Origin of the sequence: Nitratireductor indicus C115, assembly GCF_000300515.1 — a bacterium.
Lineage (GTDB): Bacteria > Pseudomonadota > Alphaproteobacteria > Rhizobiales > Rhizobiaceae > Nitratireductor > Nitratireductor indicus.
Genome location: NZ_AMSI01000003.1, coordinates 245,544 through 262,430, shown reverse-complemented (window position 1 = coordinate 262,430; position 16,887 = coordinate 245,544). Strand labels below are relative to the sequence as shown.

The window sequence follows — 16,887 nt, the reverse complement described above, 5'->3', positions numbered from 1 at the left end:
GACCATGCCGAAATATGCCTACGCAACCCTCGTCACCAACGCCGACTATGCGACGGGCGCGCTGGCGCTCGTCCGCTCGCTGAAGCGTACCGCGACGGATGCTGACATCGTCGTCTTGCACACGGGCGGGACACCGCCGGAGGCGCTTGAGCCTCTGGCTGCCCTCGGGGCACGGCTTCAGCTGGCAGAATTGTTGCCGACTTCGGAAGCCTTCAACGAACGCCATCAAAGGGCGCGCTTGCATGCGAACGCACCCTTCACCAAGGGCAAGAAGCCGGCTTTCCATACGCCGCTCGATAATTTCGCCAAGCTGCGGCTGTGGCAACTGACGAACTATGAGCGGGTGGTTTTCATCGATGCGGACGCGCTGGTGGTGCGTAATATCGACCGGTTGTTCGGATATCCGGAGTTCTCCGCAGCGCCGAATGTCTATGAAGGCCTTCAGGATTTCCACCGCCTGAACTCGGGCGTCTTTGTCGCGCAGCCCTCCATGGCGACTTTTGAGCGGATGTTGAAGACACTGGATCAGCCAGATGCATTCTGGCCACGCACGGACCAGACCTTTCTGCAGAGCTTCTTTCCTGATTGGCACGGCCTGCCGGTGTTCTTCAACATGCTGCAATATGTCTGGTTCAACCTGCCGGAATTATGGGATTGGAAGTCCGTCTCGGTCGTTCATTACCAGTATGAAAAGCCATGGGAGGAAAACCATCCCAGGGTCGAGCGCTTGCAGCCATTGATCGAACTATGGCGAGCCTATTATTCGGGCGAGGCCATTCCCGATACCGATCTCCTGGAAAATCCCGTTCCATGAGCGGCCCGACAAGCATCGTTTCGGGCGGAACCGGTCTTGTCGGACGTTTCATCGTCGAAGCGTTGCTGGAGGCGGGACACAAGGTTTGCGTCATGGGGCGGAAGCCACCCGCCGATGGGTTTTTCTCAAAATCTGTCGATTTCCTGCCCGGCACGCTCGAACCGCCGCTGGTACGGACTGCGGCTTTTGAGGGGGCGGACTTTTTCATTCACGCGGCCTTTGCGCACGAGCCGGGCAAATACCGGGGCGGGGAAGGCAATGACCCGGAGCGGTTCCGGCGTCTCAATCTGGAGGGGAGCGCTGCGCTCTTCGATGCAGCGCGGACGGCCGGGGTGAAGCGCGCGGTGTTTCTGTCGACGCGGGCGGTCTATGGTCCGCGTGCCGATGGCGTCATGCTGGACGAGGCGGATGCATGCCGGCCCGATACGCTCTATGGAGAGGTGAAGCTTGCTGCGGAGAATGGTCTCGCCGGGCTTTCGAATGAGAGTTTTGCGGGCATCAGTCTGCGGGTGACCGGCGTATATGGCCCGGCAGGGCCGGGGCAGGCGCACAAATGGGCTGGCCTGTTCGAGGACTTTCTTGAAGGGCGCCCGGTGGCGCCGCGGGTGGCGACGGAAGTGCATGGGCGCGATGTGGCCGCTGCGGTCATGCTGGTGCTCGATGCTCCCATGCAGGCCGTGTCTGCGCAGACATTCAATGTGTCGGATATTGCGCTGGATCGTCACGACCTTCTGGCGCTCGTGGCGCGGGAAAGTGGCCTCAATCTGCCGCTTCCAGAATATGCCGATGCGGGCAAGGTCAATGCCATGCGCACGGAGCGGCTTCAGGCACTTGGCTGGAAACCTGGAGGCTATGAATTGCTCGAAAGGACCCTCCCGGCGCTTCTTTCGTAGATGAAGAATGCGAAGAAACAGGACGATCGAGCGCTGCGCGTTCCTTCGAAGCGCTGTCGTCTTCATGAAGTGATTCAGCTGGTTGAGAAATTGAATCTCATTTTTCTATTAAGTATGTGAAATAAATAAATTTTTCTATGTGCGTAGGCTGGGATTCGTGCCGATGCAATGTCGTTTTTTGCCTGTCTTCGCTCAATCGAAGAGAATGACATTGCGCAAGGCCTTGCCGCTGTTTGCTGCGGCCATCGCTTCGTTGATGTCTTCCAGCCGATACCGGGCGGTGATGAGTTCGTCGAGTTTCAGGCGGCCTTTGCGGTGGTGCTCGATGAGGAGAGGGATGTCGTGGGTGATACGCGCTTCGCCCAGTCTCGAACCTATGATCTTCTGGTTCATGGCCGCGAGCCTGACGGGGTCATAGGCAATGCTTGAGCCTTTCGGTGGCATGCCGACAATGATGATCGCACCGTTCCGGCTGATATAGCGCGGCGCGTCTTCGAGAGCCTGCGGGGTGCCTGCCGTAACGAATACGAAATCGACGCCGCGTCCGGCGGTCAGACGTATTGTCTCCCGGATGTGTTTTGGTTCGGCAGGACTGAAGCAATGGGTTGCGCCAAACGCTTCTGCGGCAAGACGCTTTTCCTCGAAAGGGTCGATAGCGATGACGGGGCTCGCTCCGGCCAGTGCTGCACCCTGTATGCTGTTCAGGCCAACCCCGCCGCATCCGACGACCGCCACCGCATGACCGGGGGCAACTCTTGCCGTGTTCGCAACTGCGCCGAAGCCGGTGATCACGCATCCCGCAAGCAGTGCTGCGGCATCGAAAGGCATATCCTGAGGGATGCGTTCAATCTGGCTCTCATGCACGAGGACCTTTTCGGCGAAGGCACCGGTCTTCAATCCCTGTCCGCAGACGGTGCCGTCATTGAGCTTAAGGGGGCTTTCCTGATCGAGGGCGAAGACCTCCTCGCACAGGACGGGGCTGTGGCGAACGCAATAATGGCAATGACCGCAAGCCCGGATGGGCGTGACGATAACATGATCGCCCAAGCCGGCGGATTGCACGCCCGGACCCGTGGCAGAAACGACACCGGCTGCCTCATGGCCGTAAATTGCGGGCAGCCTTCCATCCCAGGCGCCGTCGGTGTGAGAGAGATCGGCCTGACCGATGGCACAGGCGCGAATATCGACCATGACCTCGCGATGCGAAGGAGACGCAAGCTCAACGGTTTCGATGGTGAGCGCTCGCCCGAATTCCCGGCACAGGGCGGCTTTGATCTTCATGATAAGCCTCTTGGGTCTTGGAGCAGGGATTTGGCGCAGGGAATTAAGCCGCAAAAGCGCCGGGTGTTCAACGCGTCGAGGGGGAGACGAGTTCCCGCATCCTTGCAACCGCGATATGCGGCTTTGCTTGGTTGACCTTATCGGGGGGCAGGGCTACGCCAGAGACATCGCGACAACAAGGATATCTGCATCATGGGCCAAACAGTCGAAAAACCCGCCGGCGATCTGACGCTGCGCACCCAGGCCATGCCGGGTGACGCCAACGCGGCAGGGGATATTTTCGGTGGCTGGGTCATGGCGCAGATGGATCTTGCCAGCGGCATACGGGCAGCGGAGCGCGCGCATGGCCGCGTCGTCACGGCTGCGGTGAAGGAAATGGCATTCGCAAAGCCGATGAAGGTCGGTGATACGCTTTGCATCTACACCCATGTCGAAAGCGTGGGACGCACATCCATGAAGCTCAAGGTCGAGGCCTGGGCGCAGCGTTATCTTTCTCCGAAGATGGAGATGGTGACGCATGCGGATTTCATCATGGTTGCCCTCGACGCCAATGGGAATCCGACGCCGGTTCCGCCGGAATCCTGATCAACGGTTGCAGGCCTCGCACTTAATCGTCCGATGGCGCCACGCGCGAGGCCATGACCTTGTCGATGCGGCGTCCGTCCAGATCGAGAATCTCGAAGCGCCAACCCATGGTCTCGATGCACTCGCCTGTTTTCGGCAGGTGGGTGAGCTGAGTGAGGAGAAAGCCTGCCAGGGTGGTGTAGCCGCGCTCTGCCGGTAAGGTGAAACCGAGATGGTCGGCCATTTCGTCGGCGGGCATGGCGCCGGGCAGGAGCCATGAGCCATCCGCCCGCTCCACGATATCCATCTCGCCTTCCTCCGCATCCGCGCGAAAAACGCCGGCGATTGCTTCCAGAATATCGGAGGGGGTGACGATGCCCTCGAAGTGTCCGTATTCGTCATGAACGAGCGCCATGGGCACATCGGCCTGACGCAAGACGGACAGCACGTCGAGCGCCGGTGCAAAGTCATGCACCACCGGAGCCTTCAGCACATGGCCGGGCACGTTCAGGTCGTGACCGGCGAGATCGGCGGCAAGAAGGTCGCGCAGTTTCACGACCCCGACGATTTCATCCACCGAGCCGTCACCCACGGGCAGCAGCGAGTGACCCGAGCCCTTGAGGCTTTCGGCCAGCGCCTCCTCGTCTGCGGATAAGTCCAGCCAATCTACCTCTCCGCGTGGGGTCATGATCGCGCGGGCGCGCCGGTCGGCCAGGCGCATCACGCCGGCGATCATCCGTCGCTCGTCGGATTCGATCGTGCCGGCGCTTTCGGCCTCGGCAATCAGGGTGCGGATTTCCTCGTCGGTCACGCGCTGGCTGGATTCGGCGCTCTGACCGATCAGCGCAAGAACCGTGCGGCCCGAAATGTCGAGAAGCCAGACCAAAGGCAGGGCAATCCGCGAAAGAAGAACCATGAAAGGGGCGACACGGATTGCAATCGCCTCGGCATTCTTCAGAGCAAGCTGTTTTGGTACCAGTTCGCCGATGATCAGCGAAACATAGGTAATGAGCGCCACCACAAGGCCAACGCCGAGAGGGTTGGCCATGGAAGGCGCCATTCCTCCCGCGATCAGCCACTCGGAAAGCCGCGCACCGAGCGTTGCGCCTGAGAACGCGCCGGAAAGAACGCCGACAAGCGTGATGCCGATCTGAACGGTGGACAGGAAGCGTCCTGGATCAGCTGAAAGGGCGAGAGCGCGTGCGGCGCTCTTGTGGCCTTGATCGGCACGCGTTTTCAGGCGCGCGGGACGCGCCGAGACCACGGCCAGCTCGGACATGGCCATGAAGCCGTTGAAAAGGATGAGGGCGAACAGGATGGCGATTTCGACGAACAGCATGATGATCGCTGTTTAAAGCATTTTGCTGCGGGACGGAATCATTTGCTTCCACGCAAATGCGGTTGCTCGCGCCAGCCGTTGTGAAGACGACGCGCCCCGAAGCCACCTCTAGCGGCAGGCGCGATAGCCGTTGCGGCGGCCCTTCAGGTCGAAATGGAAGTGATTGCGGTGATCGTAATTGTAACCGGGGCCCAGAACGGTGGTGAAATAGTCGCATCCCTCGGCGCGCACCGTATTCAGCAATCCACGTTCGCGGAAAGCGAAGAAGCCGGGCTTGCGCACGTCGATCTCGCGGCCGTTCTTCAATTCGACGGCCATAACATCCAGCGCATTGCCCTTGGAATGTTCGGAGGCGACGCTGGTGCCGGCGATGCGGCGGCACGAATAGCTGGAACCCTGCTTGATCTTGCCGATTCCGGTCAGATAGCGTTTGCGTGCAGCAGGTGCGAGCTCGTTCTTCGTCCAGCGGGCGAAGGTCTCCGCCATCTGGCAGTTGAGCGTGGCGGCCGGCGACATCTCGATGTTTCCGGACAGGCCGCTTACCTGAACCGGCCAATCGATGCGACAGGACCCGCCGTCATTGATCGGCGCAAGATCGCGATACTGAACCCCCAGCCGTTTCAGGCGCTGACGGCAGGCGATCTCTTCCTGCGGCATGGAGGTGCTGGTAGCGGGATCCTGCGGCATGGTGAAACGCGGATAGGAAACCATCATGGGGTTGGAGGGCACAAGCGCCTGAAGCCCCTGTGAAGGAGCAGGCCCCGGGGCCTCCTGCACTGGTACGGATACTGGTGCTGGCACAGGCGCAACGGCGGCAGTGCTGAAACCGACATCGATTTCAGGGCGAGGCGACATCACGTCGCTTACCGAACAGGCGCTCAGGCCGAAAAGGGCGGCCATGTAGATTGCGGCCCGCACAGCCTTGCGCCGTGCCGGCAAGCGCCAGTTTCCGCTTTGCACACCCACCATCAAATGCTCCCGTCGACCCACGACCTACCAGAGAGAAGCGTAAAATCTAACCGGACAGGGTAAAGGAAAGGTCAGCGCGGTGTTCAGACCTGTGGCGCGAATGTGGCGGAGCTACTGGCAGAAGGCGTAGTCGTTGCGCCGGGCTTTCATATCGAGATGGAAATGGTCAGCGTGATCGGCATCGCTGCCCGGACCGAGAACGGTCTTGAAGGGGCCGCACGCGGCCTTGCGAAACGCATCCAGGAATTTCGCCGCACCGCTTTGCGCATCCGCCTGGGCCTGCACCGGAAGGGGCTTGCCGTCCTCAAGGATGAAGGCACCGATATCGAGCGCGTTTGCGAAGGCGTGTTCGGAGAGTTTCTGCGTTCCCCGCCGCGGGCGGCAGACATAGGCGGAGGCATGCTGCACGCCGCGTATCTTCTTTTGCAGGTGCTGTTTGGCCATGTCAGGAACATTCGTTGCAAAGAAACGGGCAAGCGCCAATGCTGTGGTGCAGTTGACAAGGGCATCGGGTTCAAGGGCGATGTCGCGCGACAGCCGGTCGATGATGATGGGGTGAGGCACTTCGCAGCCATTTTCCTCCCGGATCGGCTTCTGTTCTCGAAAATCGATGCCCAGTTTCGTGAGCGATGCGCGGCAGGATGCTTCCTCATCTGGCAGCGGGGCATTGTTCGCCGAGGATGATTCCGATTTTTTATCTTCCTGCAGCTGCTCTTTCTGCTCAGGCGGAGCGGGTCTTGGCGAGGGGATGGGCACGGGGACGGAAAGTTCCTGCTGACGTAGACCCGTACGAACCAGCGGCACGCCCGCCTCCATGGACGAACCGCTTGGCGACGCCATCGGGGAGGCAGGATGTGCAAAGAGAAAGGTTGCGAGCAGGGCGCGATGAAGAAACGTGAATTTGGGCCATAAGCGGGTCATGGCCGTGTTCTGAAATCTATCTGGCTTATTCAGAAATAAGCATGCGGATTGTCTCATCCGCTCAGTCGATCCCCAGGGCCTCGAGCCCGTCCTCCAGCCAGTCTGCGAGCATCGGCATGCCAAGCAGGTAGGATGCAATCCGCTTTCTGCCGCGCTGGCGCGCATCGCTCACGGCATCGTCCCATTCGCCCACCTCGAAATCGCCGCGGCCGATCCAGGCCAGGGCAATCAGTTCGGCGGTCTCGTCCACATTGAGGTCGATCACCAGCTCGCGAAATTCCTCGCGGGTCAGGTCCTTGCTTTCCTCTTCGGCCAACCCGTCATGGTGGTGCGGATCGTGCGCGTCGCCATCGATCTCGACCTCGTGTTCCTTTCCGTCATCATAATCCTCGTTGATGGCAGCGCTGATGGCGCGGGCCTTCTCCGCCAGAAGACGTACCGTCTCGGGGTCTATGGTCAGATCCCACTCGCGTTCGACAGGTTTCTGCACGGGCTACCTCCGGGAAAGACAAGGGCATGATAACGCAGAACATGGCGAAGGGGAGAGGGCATCTTCCTGTCAGGGAACCGCCCGCCGTGCCGGGCGCAGCGCAGGCACGATCTCCACGGCCAGAATGGCGGCGAAGATGAGCGCGCATCCCGCAAAGCCGGTGGAGGGAAGCCGCTCGCCAAGGAAGAGCGCGCCGAACAAGGCAGCAAAGACGGCTTCGGTGGACATGAATATGGCAGCCTGCGGCGCGGTGGTGTAGCGCTGGCCGACCACCTGCAGCGTGAAGGCGATGCCGCCTGAAAAAATGCCGGCATAGAGGATTTCAGGCAGCGCGGCACGGATGGCGGAAAGATCGAAGGGCTCCATCACCAGCGCAATGGCAAGCGCCAGAACGGCTGTGATGCCGAACTGGGTCACCGCGAGCGTTACGGGTCTGCCCGTATGGGTGGCGCTGCGGGCAATCATGATCACCTGCAATGCCCAGAAGAGGGCGCACAGGATGGTCAGCCAGTCGCCCGGCTGCAGCGAGACTTCGCCTGCGCCCGACAACAGCCATATGCCGGCAAGCGCCGACAAGGCTGCGGGCCAGACCACCCGGTGCGGCCATTGGCGGAACAGCAGGACCACGAGAAACGGCACCATCACGACATAGAGCCCGGTGAGAAAACCGGAATTCGTCACTGTCGTGGTGAGGAGGCCGATCTGCTGGGCGGCCATGCCGGTCAGCAAAAGCAGGCCGATCAGGCCGAAATTCCGCCAGTCCCGCGGGGCGAGACGCGCCGTGCTCGCACGGCTTTCCCAGATCGCGAAAGGCAGCATGGAAATGCAGGCGATGGCGAACCGCAGGCCGATGAAAAGGAACGGGCCGATTGCGTCCATGGCTGTCGACTGGGCGACGAAGCCCATGCCCCACATGGCACCGGCGAGCAGCAGAAGTATGTTGGCCTGGATGCGCGACATGAAGGAAATGGCCCGGATTGCTTTGAGAAGAAGGATTTCTTCTTAGAAGTGCGGCAGCCTGCGGGCAATAGCATGCCGGCAGGCACCGTCTTGGTCCAGGACTGAGGACGGGAAGCAAGGCCTTGCCAACGGGGAAGGGCGCAAGGCGTCAATCCTCGCGGAAGATGCGGATGATCGCGCCGTCGCGTTCGTCCGTCAGAAGCCAGATCGAGCCGTCCGGCGCGACATTGACGTCTCGTATCCGCCCGAAGGCGCCTTCGAAGAGGCGTTCCTCACCGACGATCTGCCCGTTCTCGTCGCGGTCAAGACGGGAGACGAGGTTGTATTTCAAGGCGGCTACCAGAACATCGTCCTGCCATTGCGGGAACATGGCTCCCCGATACACATCGGCGCCGGAGGGGGCTATCGAGGGGTCCCAGTAGTGAAGCGGCTGCTCGTAGCCGGGTGCCTGCGTTCCCTCACCGATCTTCAGGCCGCTATAGTGGCGGCCATAGGAAATGACGGGCCAGCCATAATTCTTCCCTGCCTCCGGGCGATTGACTTCATCGCCGCCGCGCGCGCCGTGCTCGACTGTCCAGACGGCCTGCGTCATCGGATCGTAGAAGGCTCCCTGCGGATTGCGGTGGCCAATCGACCAGATTTCAGGCGCTCCGTTTTGATCCCTGGCGAAGGGATTATCTTCCGGGATCGTCCCGTCGGGATTGATCCTCAATACCGAGCCTGCGTGATCCTTGGGGTCCTGCGCCCGTTTGCCGTCACCGCGGTCTCCGATGGTGAAGAAAAGCGTTCCATCGGGATGAAGCACGATCCGCGAGCCGAAATGCTGCGTCGTGGCCGTCTTGCGGTTCATCGAGAAAATCGTTTTGACGTCTTCCAGGCGCGCAGTGCCGGCGTCGCGGATGAGCCGCGCACGAGCGATAGCTGTTCCCGCACCGCCTTCTCCGGGTTGCGAATAGGACAGGTATATAGTTCCGCTTTGCGCGAAATCCTCAGCCACCGCGATGTCTAGCAACCCGCCCTGACCATTGGCCGCAACCTCGGGAACGCCCTCGATCGGGGAGGACAGGGTTTCTCCCTCGAGGAGCCGCAGACGGCCTGCGCGTTCCGTCACAAGTGCAGCACCATCGGGCAGGAATGCCAGCCCCCAGGGGTTTTCCAGGCCGCGGGCAAGAGTTTGTGCGGAAACAGGACCGGCTTGCGTCTTGAAGGTCTGCGCAGCCATCGCCGTCCCGGACTGGGAGAAGGCAAAGCTCATTGCGAGAAGCAGGCATTTCATGTGGATGCTCCCTTGTGGCCGTCTTTTGAACATAGGAGCGCGATGGGATCGTGCAAGGCAGACCGGTCTGTCGGGATGCGTGTGGGGCATCGAAAAATTTTGGTGAAAATCGTTGCAGTCTTGTTATATTCATAAGAGTCATACGAAACGGTTCCGTAGGCAGCAGCTCTCGGACCGTTTCTTTTTATGTCTGCAGCGGCGGCAAGGTGATGCTCCAAGCGCTTCAGGCGCTGCCGTATGGTTTTGCCTTGTCTCCAGGTCTGGAAGGTGAAGTGAAATGAACAAGGTCCCGATGACGCTTGCCGGAGCTGCGGCGTTGAAGGAAGAGCTGCGCTGGCGCCAGCAGGAAGAGCGGCCGCGCATCATCGAGGCGATTGCGGAAGCGCGCGCCCATGGCGACCTTTCGGAAAACGCCGAATATCACGCCGCAAAGGAGGCGCAGAGCCTCAACGAGGGACGTATCGGCGAACTTGAGGATTTCATTGCCCGGGCCGAAGTCATCGACGTCACGAAACTTTCGGGCGATACGATCAAATTCGGCGCGACCGTGATGCTCGTCGATGAGGATACGGAAGAGGAAAAGACCTATCAGATCGTCGGCGATCAGGAAGCCGATGTGAAGGCCGGTCGCATTTCCATTTCCTCGCCCATCGCGCGTGCGCTGATCGGCAAGACGGTGGGCGATACCATCGAGGTCAATGCTCCGGGCGGTGCGCGGGGCTATGAGGTGGTCGAAGTCCGCTACGGTGGTTGACGGTTCCCGTCATGCCCGCAGGAACCCAGCAGGGAATCGAGCCTCCCCGTCCGGTCAGGGACGTGGAGGTCATCGCTCCCAATTTCAAGCGTCGTCTTTCAGGCGTCACCAGCACCATCGTGCAGTTGGTGCCTGAGCAGGCTCAAACGCTGGGCATTGCAACATTCGGCCCGGGACTTCCCGAAACGCTTCCGAAAATTCGCTGGTGGCAGCTTCCTGCTCTTTTCAGGCGTCCGGGAGGGCGGCGCTTTCGCATCTGGCATGCGCGCCGCAACACGGAGATGCTTGCCGGCATCATCCTGCGCGACGTGTTGCGCATGCCGATGAAGCTCGTCTTCACCTCGGCGGCGCAAAGGCATCACACGGCCTATACACGCTGGCTTATCGGCCGCATGGATGCGGTGATAGCCACCAGTGGTCGTTCCGGTTCGTTTCTGGAGGTGCCGCATATGGTCGTGCGGCACGGCATCGACACGCAGCGCTTTCATCCCCCGCAGTCCGATGACGATGAATGGCCGGCCAGCGGTTTGCCGGGGCACTATGGAATCGGGTGTTTCGGCCGCATCCGCCATCAGAAGGGAACCGATCTCTTCGTGGATGCCATGATTGCGCTTTTGCCGCGCTATCCCGGCTGGACGGCGATGATCTTCGGAAGGGTTACGGCGGAGAACAAGGCATTCGCCGATGCGTTGAAGGAGCGGATCGAGGCAGCGGGACTTTCGGAGCGCATCCGGTTTGCTGGCGAAGTGCCCGATATCCTGCCGTGGTTCCGTCGGGTGCTTCTGTGCGTTGCGCCTTCCCGAAATGAAGGGTTCGGGCTGACCCCGCTCGAAGCGATGGCGTCGCGAACAGCGGTGGTGGCCAGCGATGCCGGGGCTTATGCCGAGCTGATCGTCCAGGGAGAGACAGGAGCGGTCGTGCCCGCCGGGGACGGAACGGCCCTTGAACAGGCCATTGCTCCATATCTTGCGGACCCGGCTGCCACGCTTCGGCAGGCGGAAGCTGGGGTCGAGCATGTTCGCCGCAATTTCGCGCTTGCCCGCGAGGCGGATGGTGTGCGAGCGGTGTATGAGGGGCTTTGGAGCAAATCATAATGCGCGCCCTCATTATCGCCCGCAACAATTCCTATGGACTGACGCAGGACACGGCCATCCTCAAGGATGCTCTGGAGGCTTGCGGCGTCGAAGTCGAGACGGCGACGCCGAAACGGGGTTTTCTCGACCGGCTTTTCAGAAGGCGGCATGCTGACGTCGCCATCCATATGGAACGCGCCTTTCCCGCCTGGTTTTCAGGCGCCGAACGCAACATGCTGGTGCCGAATCAGGAGCGGTTTCCGCGCCGCCAGCTCAGCCGGTTGAGACGTATCGACCTTGTGCTCGCCAAATCTCTCCATGCAAAGGTGATTTTTTCCGCGCTTGGCGCGAACTCGGTCTATTGCGGGTTTTCCTCGCCCGACAGGGCTCTGCCGGGGGTGTCCAAGGACTGGAAGCGGTTCTTCCATCTGGCCGGCGGAAGCACCTTGAAGGGGACGGAGGACGTCGTTGCCCTTTGGGCAAAGCATCCCGAATGGCCCGAACTCGTCCTGGTCCAGAAATCCGACAATGCACCGAAATCGGTTCCTGAGAATGTCCGGCTGATTGCCGGTTACATCGACGATGCGGCGCTGCGCGAATTGCAAAACGGCTGCGGCGTGCATCTTTGCCCGTCCCGCTCCGAGGGGTGGGGTCATTATATTCTTGAAGCCATGTCCAGCGGTGCCGTTACCGTGGTGACGGATGGCCCGCCGATGAACGAGCATATCAAGCCGGAGGCAGGCATTCTGGTCGATGTCAAGCGTACGGAGCCGCGTCATCTCGGGATCAACTACCATGTCAGCCCGGAGGCGCTGGAGGCTGCGATCGAACGGGTTCTTTCAATGCCCAAGGCCGAGGCAGAGGCGATGGGGCGGAATGCCCGGGCGCTTTATGAGGAAAAAGCAGAGGCCTTTCACAAGGCCATCGCTTCGGTGTTTTCCTCGGTCCAACCTTGATTTCCCCATAAAGAACGTGAAAAGCCGGTCAGGAAATTCCTTGCCAAACCGGCCCTGATCCAGTCGCCGGAGGATGAAATCCGGATTCAAATGGACGAAGGTGTGAGCGAAACGGAAACGAAAAGCTGGATCGACGTCGCTGGCGTCATTCGCTGGGGCGCGCAGCCGCCGACCGGCATTCAGCGCGTCGAGACCACGATCTGCAAGCGCGCGCTTGAAACCGGCGCAGCCGATTTTGCGATCTTCGATGTGATCGGCAGCCGATACCGGCCGTTATCCCGCCGTGAGCGGGCGTTTTTCAACTACATCATCGAAGGGCAATGGCCGAGTGATACGGCACCCCATGCGGAGCGGCTGAAGAGCGCGTTCGCCTATCTGGATATCCAGCTCTCGCACCCCGATAACGAGACCGCCCGACGGCTTGCCTTTGCGCTTTCGGGGTTCCGCCGCCGTTCCGGCATCGCCTATGCGCTGGCGAAATACGGGCTGCGCATCATGCAGTTCTTCATGCTTCTGTTCAGCTTCCTGCGGACACGGCTTGGTGCGATGGCGGGCAAGCTTGCCGGGGCATCTGAACGCTGGGCGCCGGAGGGCGCCGTCGTGCTCGTTTCTCATGAGGTCAATCGAGACCGCTTCATCGACCGGGGACTGGCTCACGCCGGGCTTCGGGGCGTGCACATCGTCCACGATCTCATCCCGGTCTTGATGCCGGAGCTTGTCACCTCCCGGTTCCATGCGGGAATGAACGGTTTTCTGCGGCGCATCCTGGCAAAGCCGGAGCCGATCATATCGGTCTCGCATGCCACTCGCGACGACCTCGTTGCCTGGAACAGGGATGTGGTGAAGGCGCCTTATCCTTTCGCCGTGAAGGTGTGTCCCCTGGGGGCCGCGCTTGTGTCCACGGAAGGCGAAAGCGAGCGCATTCCCGATCTGCCGGAGCGATCCTATGCAGTGTTCTGTTCGACCTTCGACATCCGCAAGAACCAGCATCTTCTGGTGTCGGTCTGGGCGGAGCTCGTGCGATTCCTGGGACCGGAGAGGGTGCCGGATCTTCTGTTGATCGGCCGCCCCGGCAATTCCAGTTCTCTGGTCAAGGAAGAGCTGGAGAAGGCTCCTCATATCGCCGACAAGGTGCATATCCGCTCCGGCATCAGCGACAAGCAACTGCGCTGGGCCTATCGCAACGCCTTGATCGGGCTGTTTCCCTCAAGCGCAGAAGGGTGGGGGCTTGGCGTTTCGGAATGCCTGGCAAACGGCCTGCCCGTGGTGCATGCGGATGTTCCGGCCCTCCGGGAAGCTGCGCAGAACCTCATGCCGGTTCTGCCGGCGGGCGATTTCGAAGCCTGGAAAACGACATTGCAGGACCTTTTCGAACACCCTGAAAAGGTCGCCGAACTGCGCGCAGATGTGGCGCGAGACTACGACCGCAGCACGCCCGATGGTTTCGCGGGTTGCGTTCTGTCCTATCTTGGGTTTCTGGCGCGGGACGGCTTCGATGCTGCGAAACCCGGAGGCAATCCAGCCTGACCCGAGGATGCCATGCCCGGGTGCCCACTCCGTCGAAGGCGCTCAGAAACGGGGCTTCATTGCGGTTCCGGCAGATATGGGTCTTCTATCATTTCGCTTTGCCGCATTTATGCGGAAGTCAGGTGACCTCACCCGATTGCAATATGATCTAGCTGTCGATGGCCACGAGGCCCTCGTCCTTGACCTGCCGGATTGTCAATGCGGTGCGTACCGTGTCGACATTCGGCGCGGAGGTCAGTTCTTCTATGACGAAGGTCTGGAATGTGCTGAGGTCGGTCGCGACGCAATGCAATATGAAGTCGGAATCGCCCGAGACCATCCAGGCGCGCCGTACGATGGGCCAGCCGCGCGTGCGTTCGGCAAAGATCTTCAGTTCAGCCTCCGACTGGTAGTGGAGCCCCACGAGGCAGAAGGCGACGACATCCAGGCCCAGAGCGGGCGAATTCAGAAGCGCACGGTAGCCGCGGATGATGCCGCTTTCCTCCAGGCGCTTCACACGGCGAAGACAGGGCGGGGCCGAAATGCCGACGCGCCTCGACAGTTCGACATTGGTCATCTTGCCGTCGGCCTGAAGTTCGCGAAGAATCTTCCAGTCGATTGCGTCAAGATCGGCCTTGAGCGGCATGAGTTTCCCTATTGCTTGGCAGGCGCCCGATATGGACAGCCGGCGATCCCCGAAATCTAGCGCATCGGCCTGAAAACCGGAATCGGTTTTCCATCGCGCGACCCGCAGATGCACCAACCTACAGCGATCCATGCGCCGCCAAAAGGAGGCGAGGGGCTGAAGAGCATTTTCTCACCGGGTGGAATCACCCGGCATTTGCCCAAATGCTCCAGATATCCTTGTGTCTGGCAATCGGTAATTGTTGGAAACCGATTCCTCGCCTTGCACAACGGGGTGGTGAATACTTAGATCATGGCGCTGGAAGATGGATGGTGGGGAAGCTCCGCCGTCCATGGTGGCTTTTGGATGCGTGCGATGCGCGCCGTCCAGGGCCTCCCGGCAGGATTGTTCATGGCGCGCTGGCGAAATCGGCGGGCGCTGCCAGCAAGGTCATAGGAAAGGACCAGGTCTCATGACACGTCACGCGCCCGTTCTCATCATCGGATCGGGGCCGGCCGGTTACACGGCGGCGATCTATGCGGCGCGCGCCATGCTGAAACCGCTTCTGGTTGCCGGCATGGAGCAGGGCGGTCAGCTCATGATCACCACCGAGGTAGAGAACTATCCGGGCTTCGCAGAGCCTATCCAGGGGCCTTGGCTCATGGATCAGATGCGCGCGCAGGCGGAGAATGTCGGGGCGGAAATCGCCCACGACCTGATCGTGGATGTGGATATTTCCACTCGCCCTTTCCGCCTGAAGGGCGATTCGGGCACGGAATATACCTGCGACGCGCTCATCGTTGCGACCGGCGCCAAGGCCAAGTGGCTGGGGTTGCCGTCGGAACAGACCTTCATGGGCTTCGGGGTCTCGGCCTGCGCCACCTGCGACGGGTTTTTCTATCGCGGCAAGGATGTGGTGGTGATCGGCGGCGGCAATACGGCTGTCGAGGAAGCGCTTTATCTGTCGAACTTAGCCAAGAGCGTGACGGTGGTGCATCGGCGCGACAGTTTCCGCTCCGAGCGCATACTGCAGGAGCGCCTGATGGCGCGCGAGAATGTTAAGGTTCTGTGGGATACGGTGATTGACGAGATTACCGGCACGCCGGCCAAGCCGCCGATGCCACCGTCGGTGACGGGCGTGCGGGTGAAGAATGTGAAGAGCGGCGAGACGACGGATCTTGCGGTCGATGGCGTTTTTGTTGCCATCGGTCATGCGCCGGCGGTCGAACTCTTCAAGGACAAGCTCAAGCAGAAGCCGAACGGCTATCTGTGGACGGTTCCCGGCACGACCCAGACGGACGTGCCGGGTGTATTCGCGGCCGGGGACGTCGCGGACGACATCTACCGTCAGGCGGTCACGGCTGCCGGTCTGGGCTGCATGGCAGCGCTTGAGGCGGAAAAATATCTGGCAGGTCTCGAAACGCATAAAGAGGCCGCCGAATAAGGGGACGGGAACAAGCACGGAGGCAAAAAGCCTCATAACGGTACACGCCTGACAGAGGAGAACGAGGCGTTGGACTGGGACAAGCTCAGGGTATTTCACGCCGCCGCAGAGGCCGGCTCGTTTACGCACGCCGCTGAAACGCTGCACCTGTCGCAGTCGGCCATTTCGCGCCAGGTAAGCGCGCTGGAGCAGGAGGTGGGCGTTCCATTGTTTCACCGCCATGCCCGCGGCCTCGTGCTCACCGAGCAGGGCGAAATGCTCTATCGCACGGCCCATGACGTGCTCATGCAGCTCGAAAGCGTCCGGGTTCGGCTTACCGAGGCCAAGGACAGGCCTTCAGGCCTGCTCAAGGTCTCGACGACCGTCGGGCTCGGTACCGGCTGGCTGACTGAACGGGTTCCTGAGTTCCTTGAACTCTATCCCGATATCCAGCTTCAACTCATCCTGGACAATGAGGAGCTGGATCTCACCATGCGCCAGGCCGATTGCGCGATCCGCATGCGCCAGCCGCAACAGCCGGATCTCATACAGCGCAAGCTGTTCACGGTGCATTTCCACCTGTTTGCCTCGCCTTCCTATGTCAACCGGTATGGAAAGCCGACCTCGGTGGCCGATCTCGACAATCATCGCATCGTGACCTTCGGTGAACAGGTGCCCATTCACCTGAGCGACATGAACTGGCTGGAGACGGCCGGCCGGCCGGAAGGCTCGAAGCGAATCACTGCGCTCCAGATCAACAACATTCTGTCGATAAAGCTCGCCGTTCAGCGCGGAGCGGGCATTGCAATGCTGCCTGATTATATGGTGGGCAAGAGCAACGACCTTGTGCAGATCATGCCGGAAACAGCAGTGCCGTCTTTCGATACCTACTTCTGTTACCCAAATGTCATGAAAAACCAGGCGAAACTCCATGCATTTCGAGACTTTTTAATCTCGAAATCACGCAGTTGGGCGTTTTGACGACGTTTTTCTGTTCAAAAAAGTGCGGTCATGCATTTTTGCATGGGTGAATTGCAAAAACA

Annotated in this window: 17 protein-coding genes; 9 read left to right on the top strand and 8 right to left on the bottom strand. The window is 60.7% G+C overall.

What is annotated here, in order from left to right:
• The first annotated feature begins 4 nt into the window (after nucleotides 1-4).
• Complete coding sequence (locus NA8A_RS05955) at nucleotides 5-814, top strand: glycosyltransferase (RefSeq protein ID WP_009449744.1); 810 nt, start codon at nucleotides 5-7, stop codon at nucleotides 812-814.
• The gene (locus tag NA8A_RS05950) at nucleotides 811-1,707 is read left to right on the top strand and encodes an NAD-dependent epimerase/dehydratase family protein (protein WP_009449743.1); all 897 of its coding nucleotides are present in this window, start codon (nucleotides 811-813) and stop codon (nucleotides 1,705-1,707) included. Before NA8A_RS05955 ends, NA8A_RS05950 begins: the two co-directional genes overlap by 4 nt.
• Before the next feature lie 192 nt (nucleotides 1,708-1,899).
• On the opposite strand, the gene NA8A_RS05945 is transcribed toward NA8A_RS05950, so the two are convergent.
• Entirely contained in the window at nucleotides 1,900-2,988 is a 1,089-nt protein-coding gene (locus NA8A_RS05945; protein ID WP_009449742.1) for a zinc-binding dehydrogenase, read from the bottom strand.
• A gap of 192 nt (nucleotides 2,989-3,180) precedes the next feature.
• Here NA8A_RS05945 and NA8A_RS05940 point away from each other — a divergent pair, with 192 nt between their 5' ends.
• Nucleotides 3,181-3,573 carry an acyl-CoA thioesterase gene (locus NA8A_RS05940; RefSeq protein ID WP_009449741.1) on the top strand — a complete coding sequence of 131 codons (393 nt, stop codon included), beginning with the start codon at nucleotides 3,181-3,183 and terminating at the stop codon, nucleotides 3,571-3,573.
• A gap of 22 nt (nucleotides 3,574-3,595) precedes the next feature.
• Here NA8A_RS05940 and NA8A_RS05935 read toward each other — a convergent pair whose 3' ends face one another.
• The 6 genes from NA8A_RS05935 to NA8A_RS05910 form a co-directional block, all read right to left on the bottom strand.
• Nucleotides 3,596-4,891 carry a hemolysin family protein gene (locus NA8A_RS05935; protein ID WP_009449740.1) on the bottom strand — a complete coding sequence of 432 codons (1,296 nt, stop codon included), beginning with the start codon at nucleotides 4,889-4,891 and terminating at the stop codon, nucleotides 3,596-3,598.
• A 108-nt stretch (nucleotides 4,892-4,999) separates the two neighbouring features.
• Entirely contained in the window at nucleotides 5,000-5,860 is an 861-nt protein-coding gene (locus tag NA8A_RS05930) for an extensin-like domain-containing protein (protein ID WP_009449739.1), read from the bottom strand.
• A 111-nt stretch (nucleotides 5,861-5,971) separates the two neighbouring features.
• On the bottom strand, nucleotides 5,972-6,781 hold the full coding sequence (locus tag NA8A_RS05925) for an extensin-like domain-containing protein (protein ID WP_009449737.1): 810 nt from the start codon (nucleotides 6,779-6,781) through the stop codon (nucleotides 5,972-5,974).
• Nucleotides 6,782-6,842: 61 nt separating this feature from the next.
• Complete coding sequence (locus NA8A_RS05920) at nucleotides 6,843-7,271, bottom strand: DUF3775 domain-containing protein (protein ID WP_009449736.1); 429 nt, start codon at nucleotides 7,269-7,271, stop codon at nucleotides 6,843-6,845.
• Nucleotides 7,272-7,340: 69 nt separating this feature from the next.
• Nucleotides 7,341-8,231, bottom strand: coding sequence for a DMT family transporter (locus NA8A_RS05915; protein WP_009449735.1), 891 nt, complete (start codon nucleotides 8,229-8,231; stop codon nucleotides 7,341-7,343).
• Between the two features lie 148 nt (nucleotides 8,232-8,379).
• A complete protein-coding gene (locus NA8A_RS05910; RefSeq protein WP_009449734.1) occupies nucleotides 8,380-9,507 on the bottom strand; it encodes a PQQ-dependent sugar dehydrogenase in 1,128 nt (375 codons plus the stop codon).
• A gap of 277 nt (nucleotides 9,508-9,784) precedes the next feature.
• Between NA8A_RS05910 and greA the strand changes: the two genes are divergently transcribed.
• The 4 genes from greA (at nucleotide 9,785) to NA8A_RS05890 (ending at nucleotide 13,817) form a co-directional block, all read left to right on the top strand.
• Nucleotides 9,785-10,261 (top strand): transcription elongation factor GreA, encoded by a 477-nt coding sequence (greA, locus tag NA8A_RS05905; RefSeq protein ID WP_009449733.1) that lies wholly within the window; start codon nucleotides 9,785-9,787, stop codon nucleotides 10,259-10,261.
• An 11-nt stretch (nucleotides 10,262-10,272) separates the two neighbouring features.
• Complete coding sequence (locus NA8A_RS05900; RefSeq protein WP_009449732.1) at nucleotides 10,273-11,355, top strand: glycosyltransferase family 4 protein; 1,083 nt, start codon at nucleotides 10,273-10,275, stop codon at nucleotides 11,353-11,355.
• Entirely contained in the window at nucleotides 11,355-12,290 is a 936-nt protein-coding gene (locus NA8A_RS05895; protein WP_009449731.1) for a glycosyltransferase family 4 protein, read from the top strand. The genes NA8A_RS05900 and NA8A_RS05895 overlap by 1 nt, the downstream gene beginning before the upstream one ends.
• 102 nt (nucleotides 12,291-12,392) lie before the next feature.
• The gene (locus NA8A_RS05890; RefSeq protein ID WP_240532743.1) at nucleotides 12,393-13,817 is read left to right on the top strand and encodes a glycosyltransferase; all 1,425 of its coding nucleotides are present in this window, start codon (nucleotides 12,393-12,395) and stop codon (nucleotides 13,815-13,817) included.
• Between the two features lie 148 nt (nucleotides 13,818-13,965).
• On the opposite strand, the gene NA8A_RS05885 is transcribed toward NA8A_RS05890, so the two are convergent.
• Complete coding sequence (locus NA8A_RS05885) at nucleotides 13,966-14,442, bottom strand: Lrp/AsnC family transcriptional regulator (protein ID WP_009449729.1); 477 nt, start codon at nucleotides 14,440-14,442, stop codon at nucleotides 13,966-13,968.
• 451 nt (nucleotides 14,443-14,893) lie between these two features.
• On the opposite strand from NA8A_RS05885, the gene trxB reads away from it, so the two are divergent.
• Both trxB and NA8A_RS05875 read left to right on the top strand, forming a co-directional pair.
• Nucleotides 14,894-15,865, top strand: a complete 972-nt coding sequence (gene trxB / locus NA8A_RS05880) for a thioredoxin-disulfide reductase (protein WP_009449728.1) — start codon at nucleotides 14,894-14,896, stop codon at nucleotides 15,863-15,865.
• Nucleotides 15,866-15,934: 69 nt separating this feature from the next.
• Nucleotides 15,935-16,825, top strand: a complete 891-nt coding sequence (locus tag NA8A_RS05875; RefSeq protein WP_009449722.1) for a LysR family transcriptional regulator — start codon at nucleotides 15,935-15,937, stop codon at nucleotides 16,823-16,825.
• Nucleotides 16,826-16,887 lie beyond the last annotated feature (62 nt).

What these genes read in the sequence shown, in the direction of transcription:
- NA8A_RS05955 (WP_009449744.1), top strand. Translation starts at nt 5, where the DNA reads ATGCCGAAATATGCCTACGCAACCCTCGTCACCAACGCCGACTATGCG.
- NA8A_RS05950 (WP_009449743.1), top strand. Translation starts at nt 811, where the DNA reads ATGAGCGGCCCGACAAGCATCGTTTCGGGCGGAACCGGTCTTGTCGGA.
- NA8A_RS05945 (WP_009449742.1), bottom strand. Translation starts at nt 2,988, where the DNA reads ATGAAGATCAAAGCCGCCCTGTGCCGGGAATTCGGGCGAGCGCTCACC.
- NA8A_RS05940 (WP_009449741.1), top strand. Translation starts at nt 3,181, where the DNA reads ATGGGCCAAACAGTCGAAAAACCCGCCGGCGATCTGACGCTGCGCACC.
- NA8A_RS05935 (WP_009449740.1), bottom strand. Translation starts at nt 4,891, where the DNA reads ATGCTGTTCGTCGAAATCGCCATCCTGTTCGCCCTCATCCTTTTCAAC.
- NA8A_RS05930 (WP_009449739.1), bottom strand. Translation starts at nt 5,860, where the DNA reads ATGGTGGGTGTGCAAAGCGGAAACTGGCGCTTGCCGGCACGGCGCAAG.
- NA8A_RS05925 (WP_009449737.1), bottom strand. Translation starts at nt 6,781, where the DNA reads ATGACCCGCTTATGGCCCAAATTCACGTTTCTTCATCGCGCCCTGCTC.
- NA8A_RS05915 (WP_009449735.1), bottom strand. Translation starts at nt 8,231, where the DNA reads ATGTCGCGCATCCAGGCCAACATACTTCTGCTGCTCGCCGGTGCCATG.
- NA8A_RS05910 (WP_009449734.1), bottom strand. Translation starts at nt 9,507, where the DNA reads ATGAAATGCCTGCTTCTCGCAATGAGCTTTGCCTTCTCCCAGTCCGGG.
- greA (WP_009449733.1), top strand. Translation starts at nt 9,785, where the DNA reads ATGAACAAGGTCCCGATGACGCTTGCCGGAGCTGCGGCGTTGAAGGAA.
- NA8A_RS05900 (WP_009449732.1), top strand. Translation starts at nt 10,273, where the DNA reads ATGCCCGCAGGAACCCAGCAGGGAATCGAGCCTCCCCGTCCGGTCAGG.
- NA8A_RS05895 (WP_009449731.1), top strand. Translation starts at nt 11,355, where the DNA reads ATGCGCGCCCTCATTATCGCCCGCAACAATTCCTATGGACTGACGCAG.
- NA8A_RS05885 (WP_009449729.1), bottom strand. Translation starts at nt 14,442, where the DNA reads ATGCCGCTCAAGGCCGATCTTGACGCAATCGACTGGAAGATTCTTCGC.
- trxB (WP_009449728.1), top strand. Translation starts at nt 14,894, where the DNA reads ATGACACGTCACGCGCCCGTTCTCATCATCGGATCGGGGCCGGCCGGT.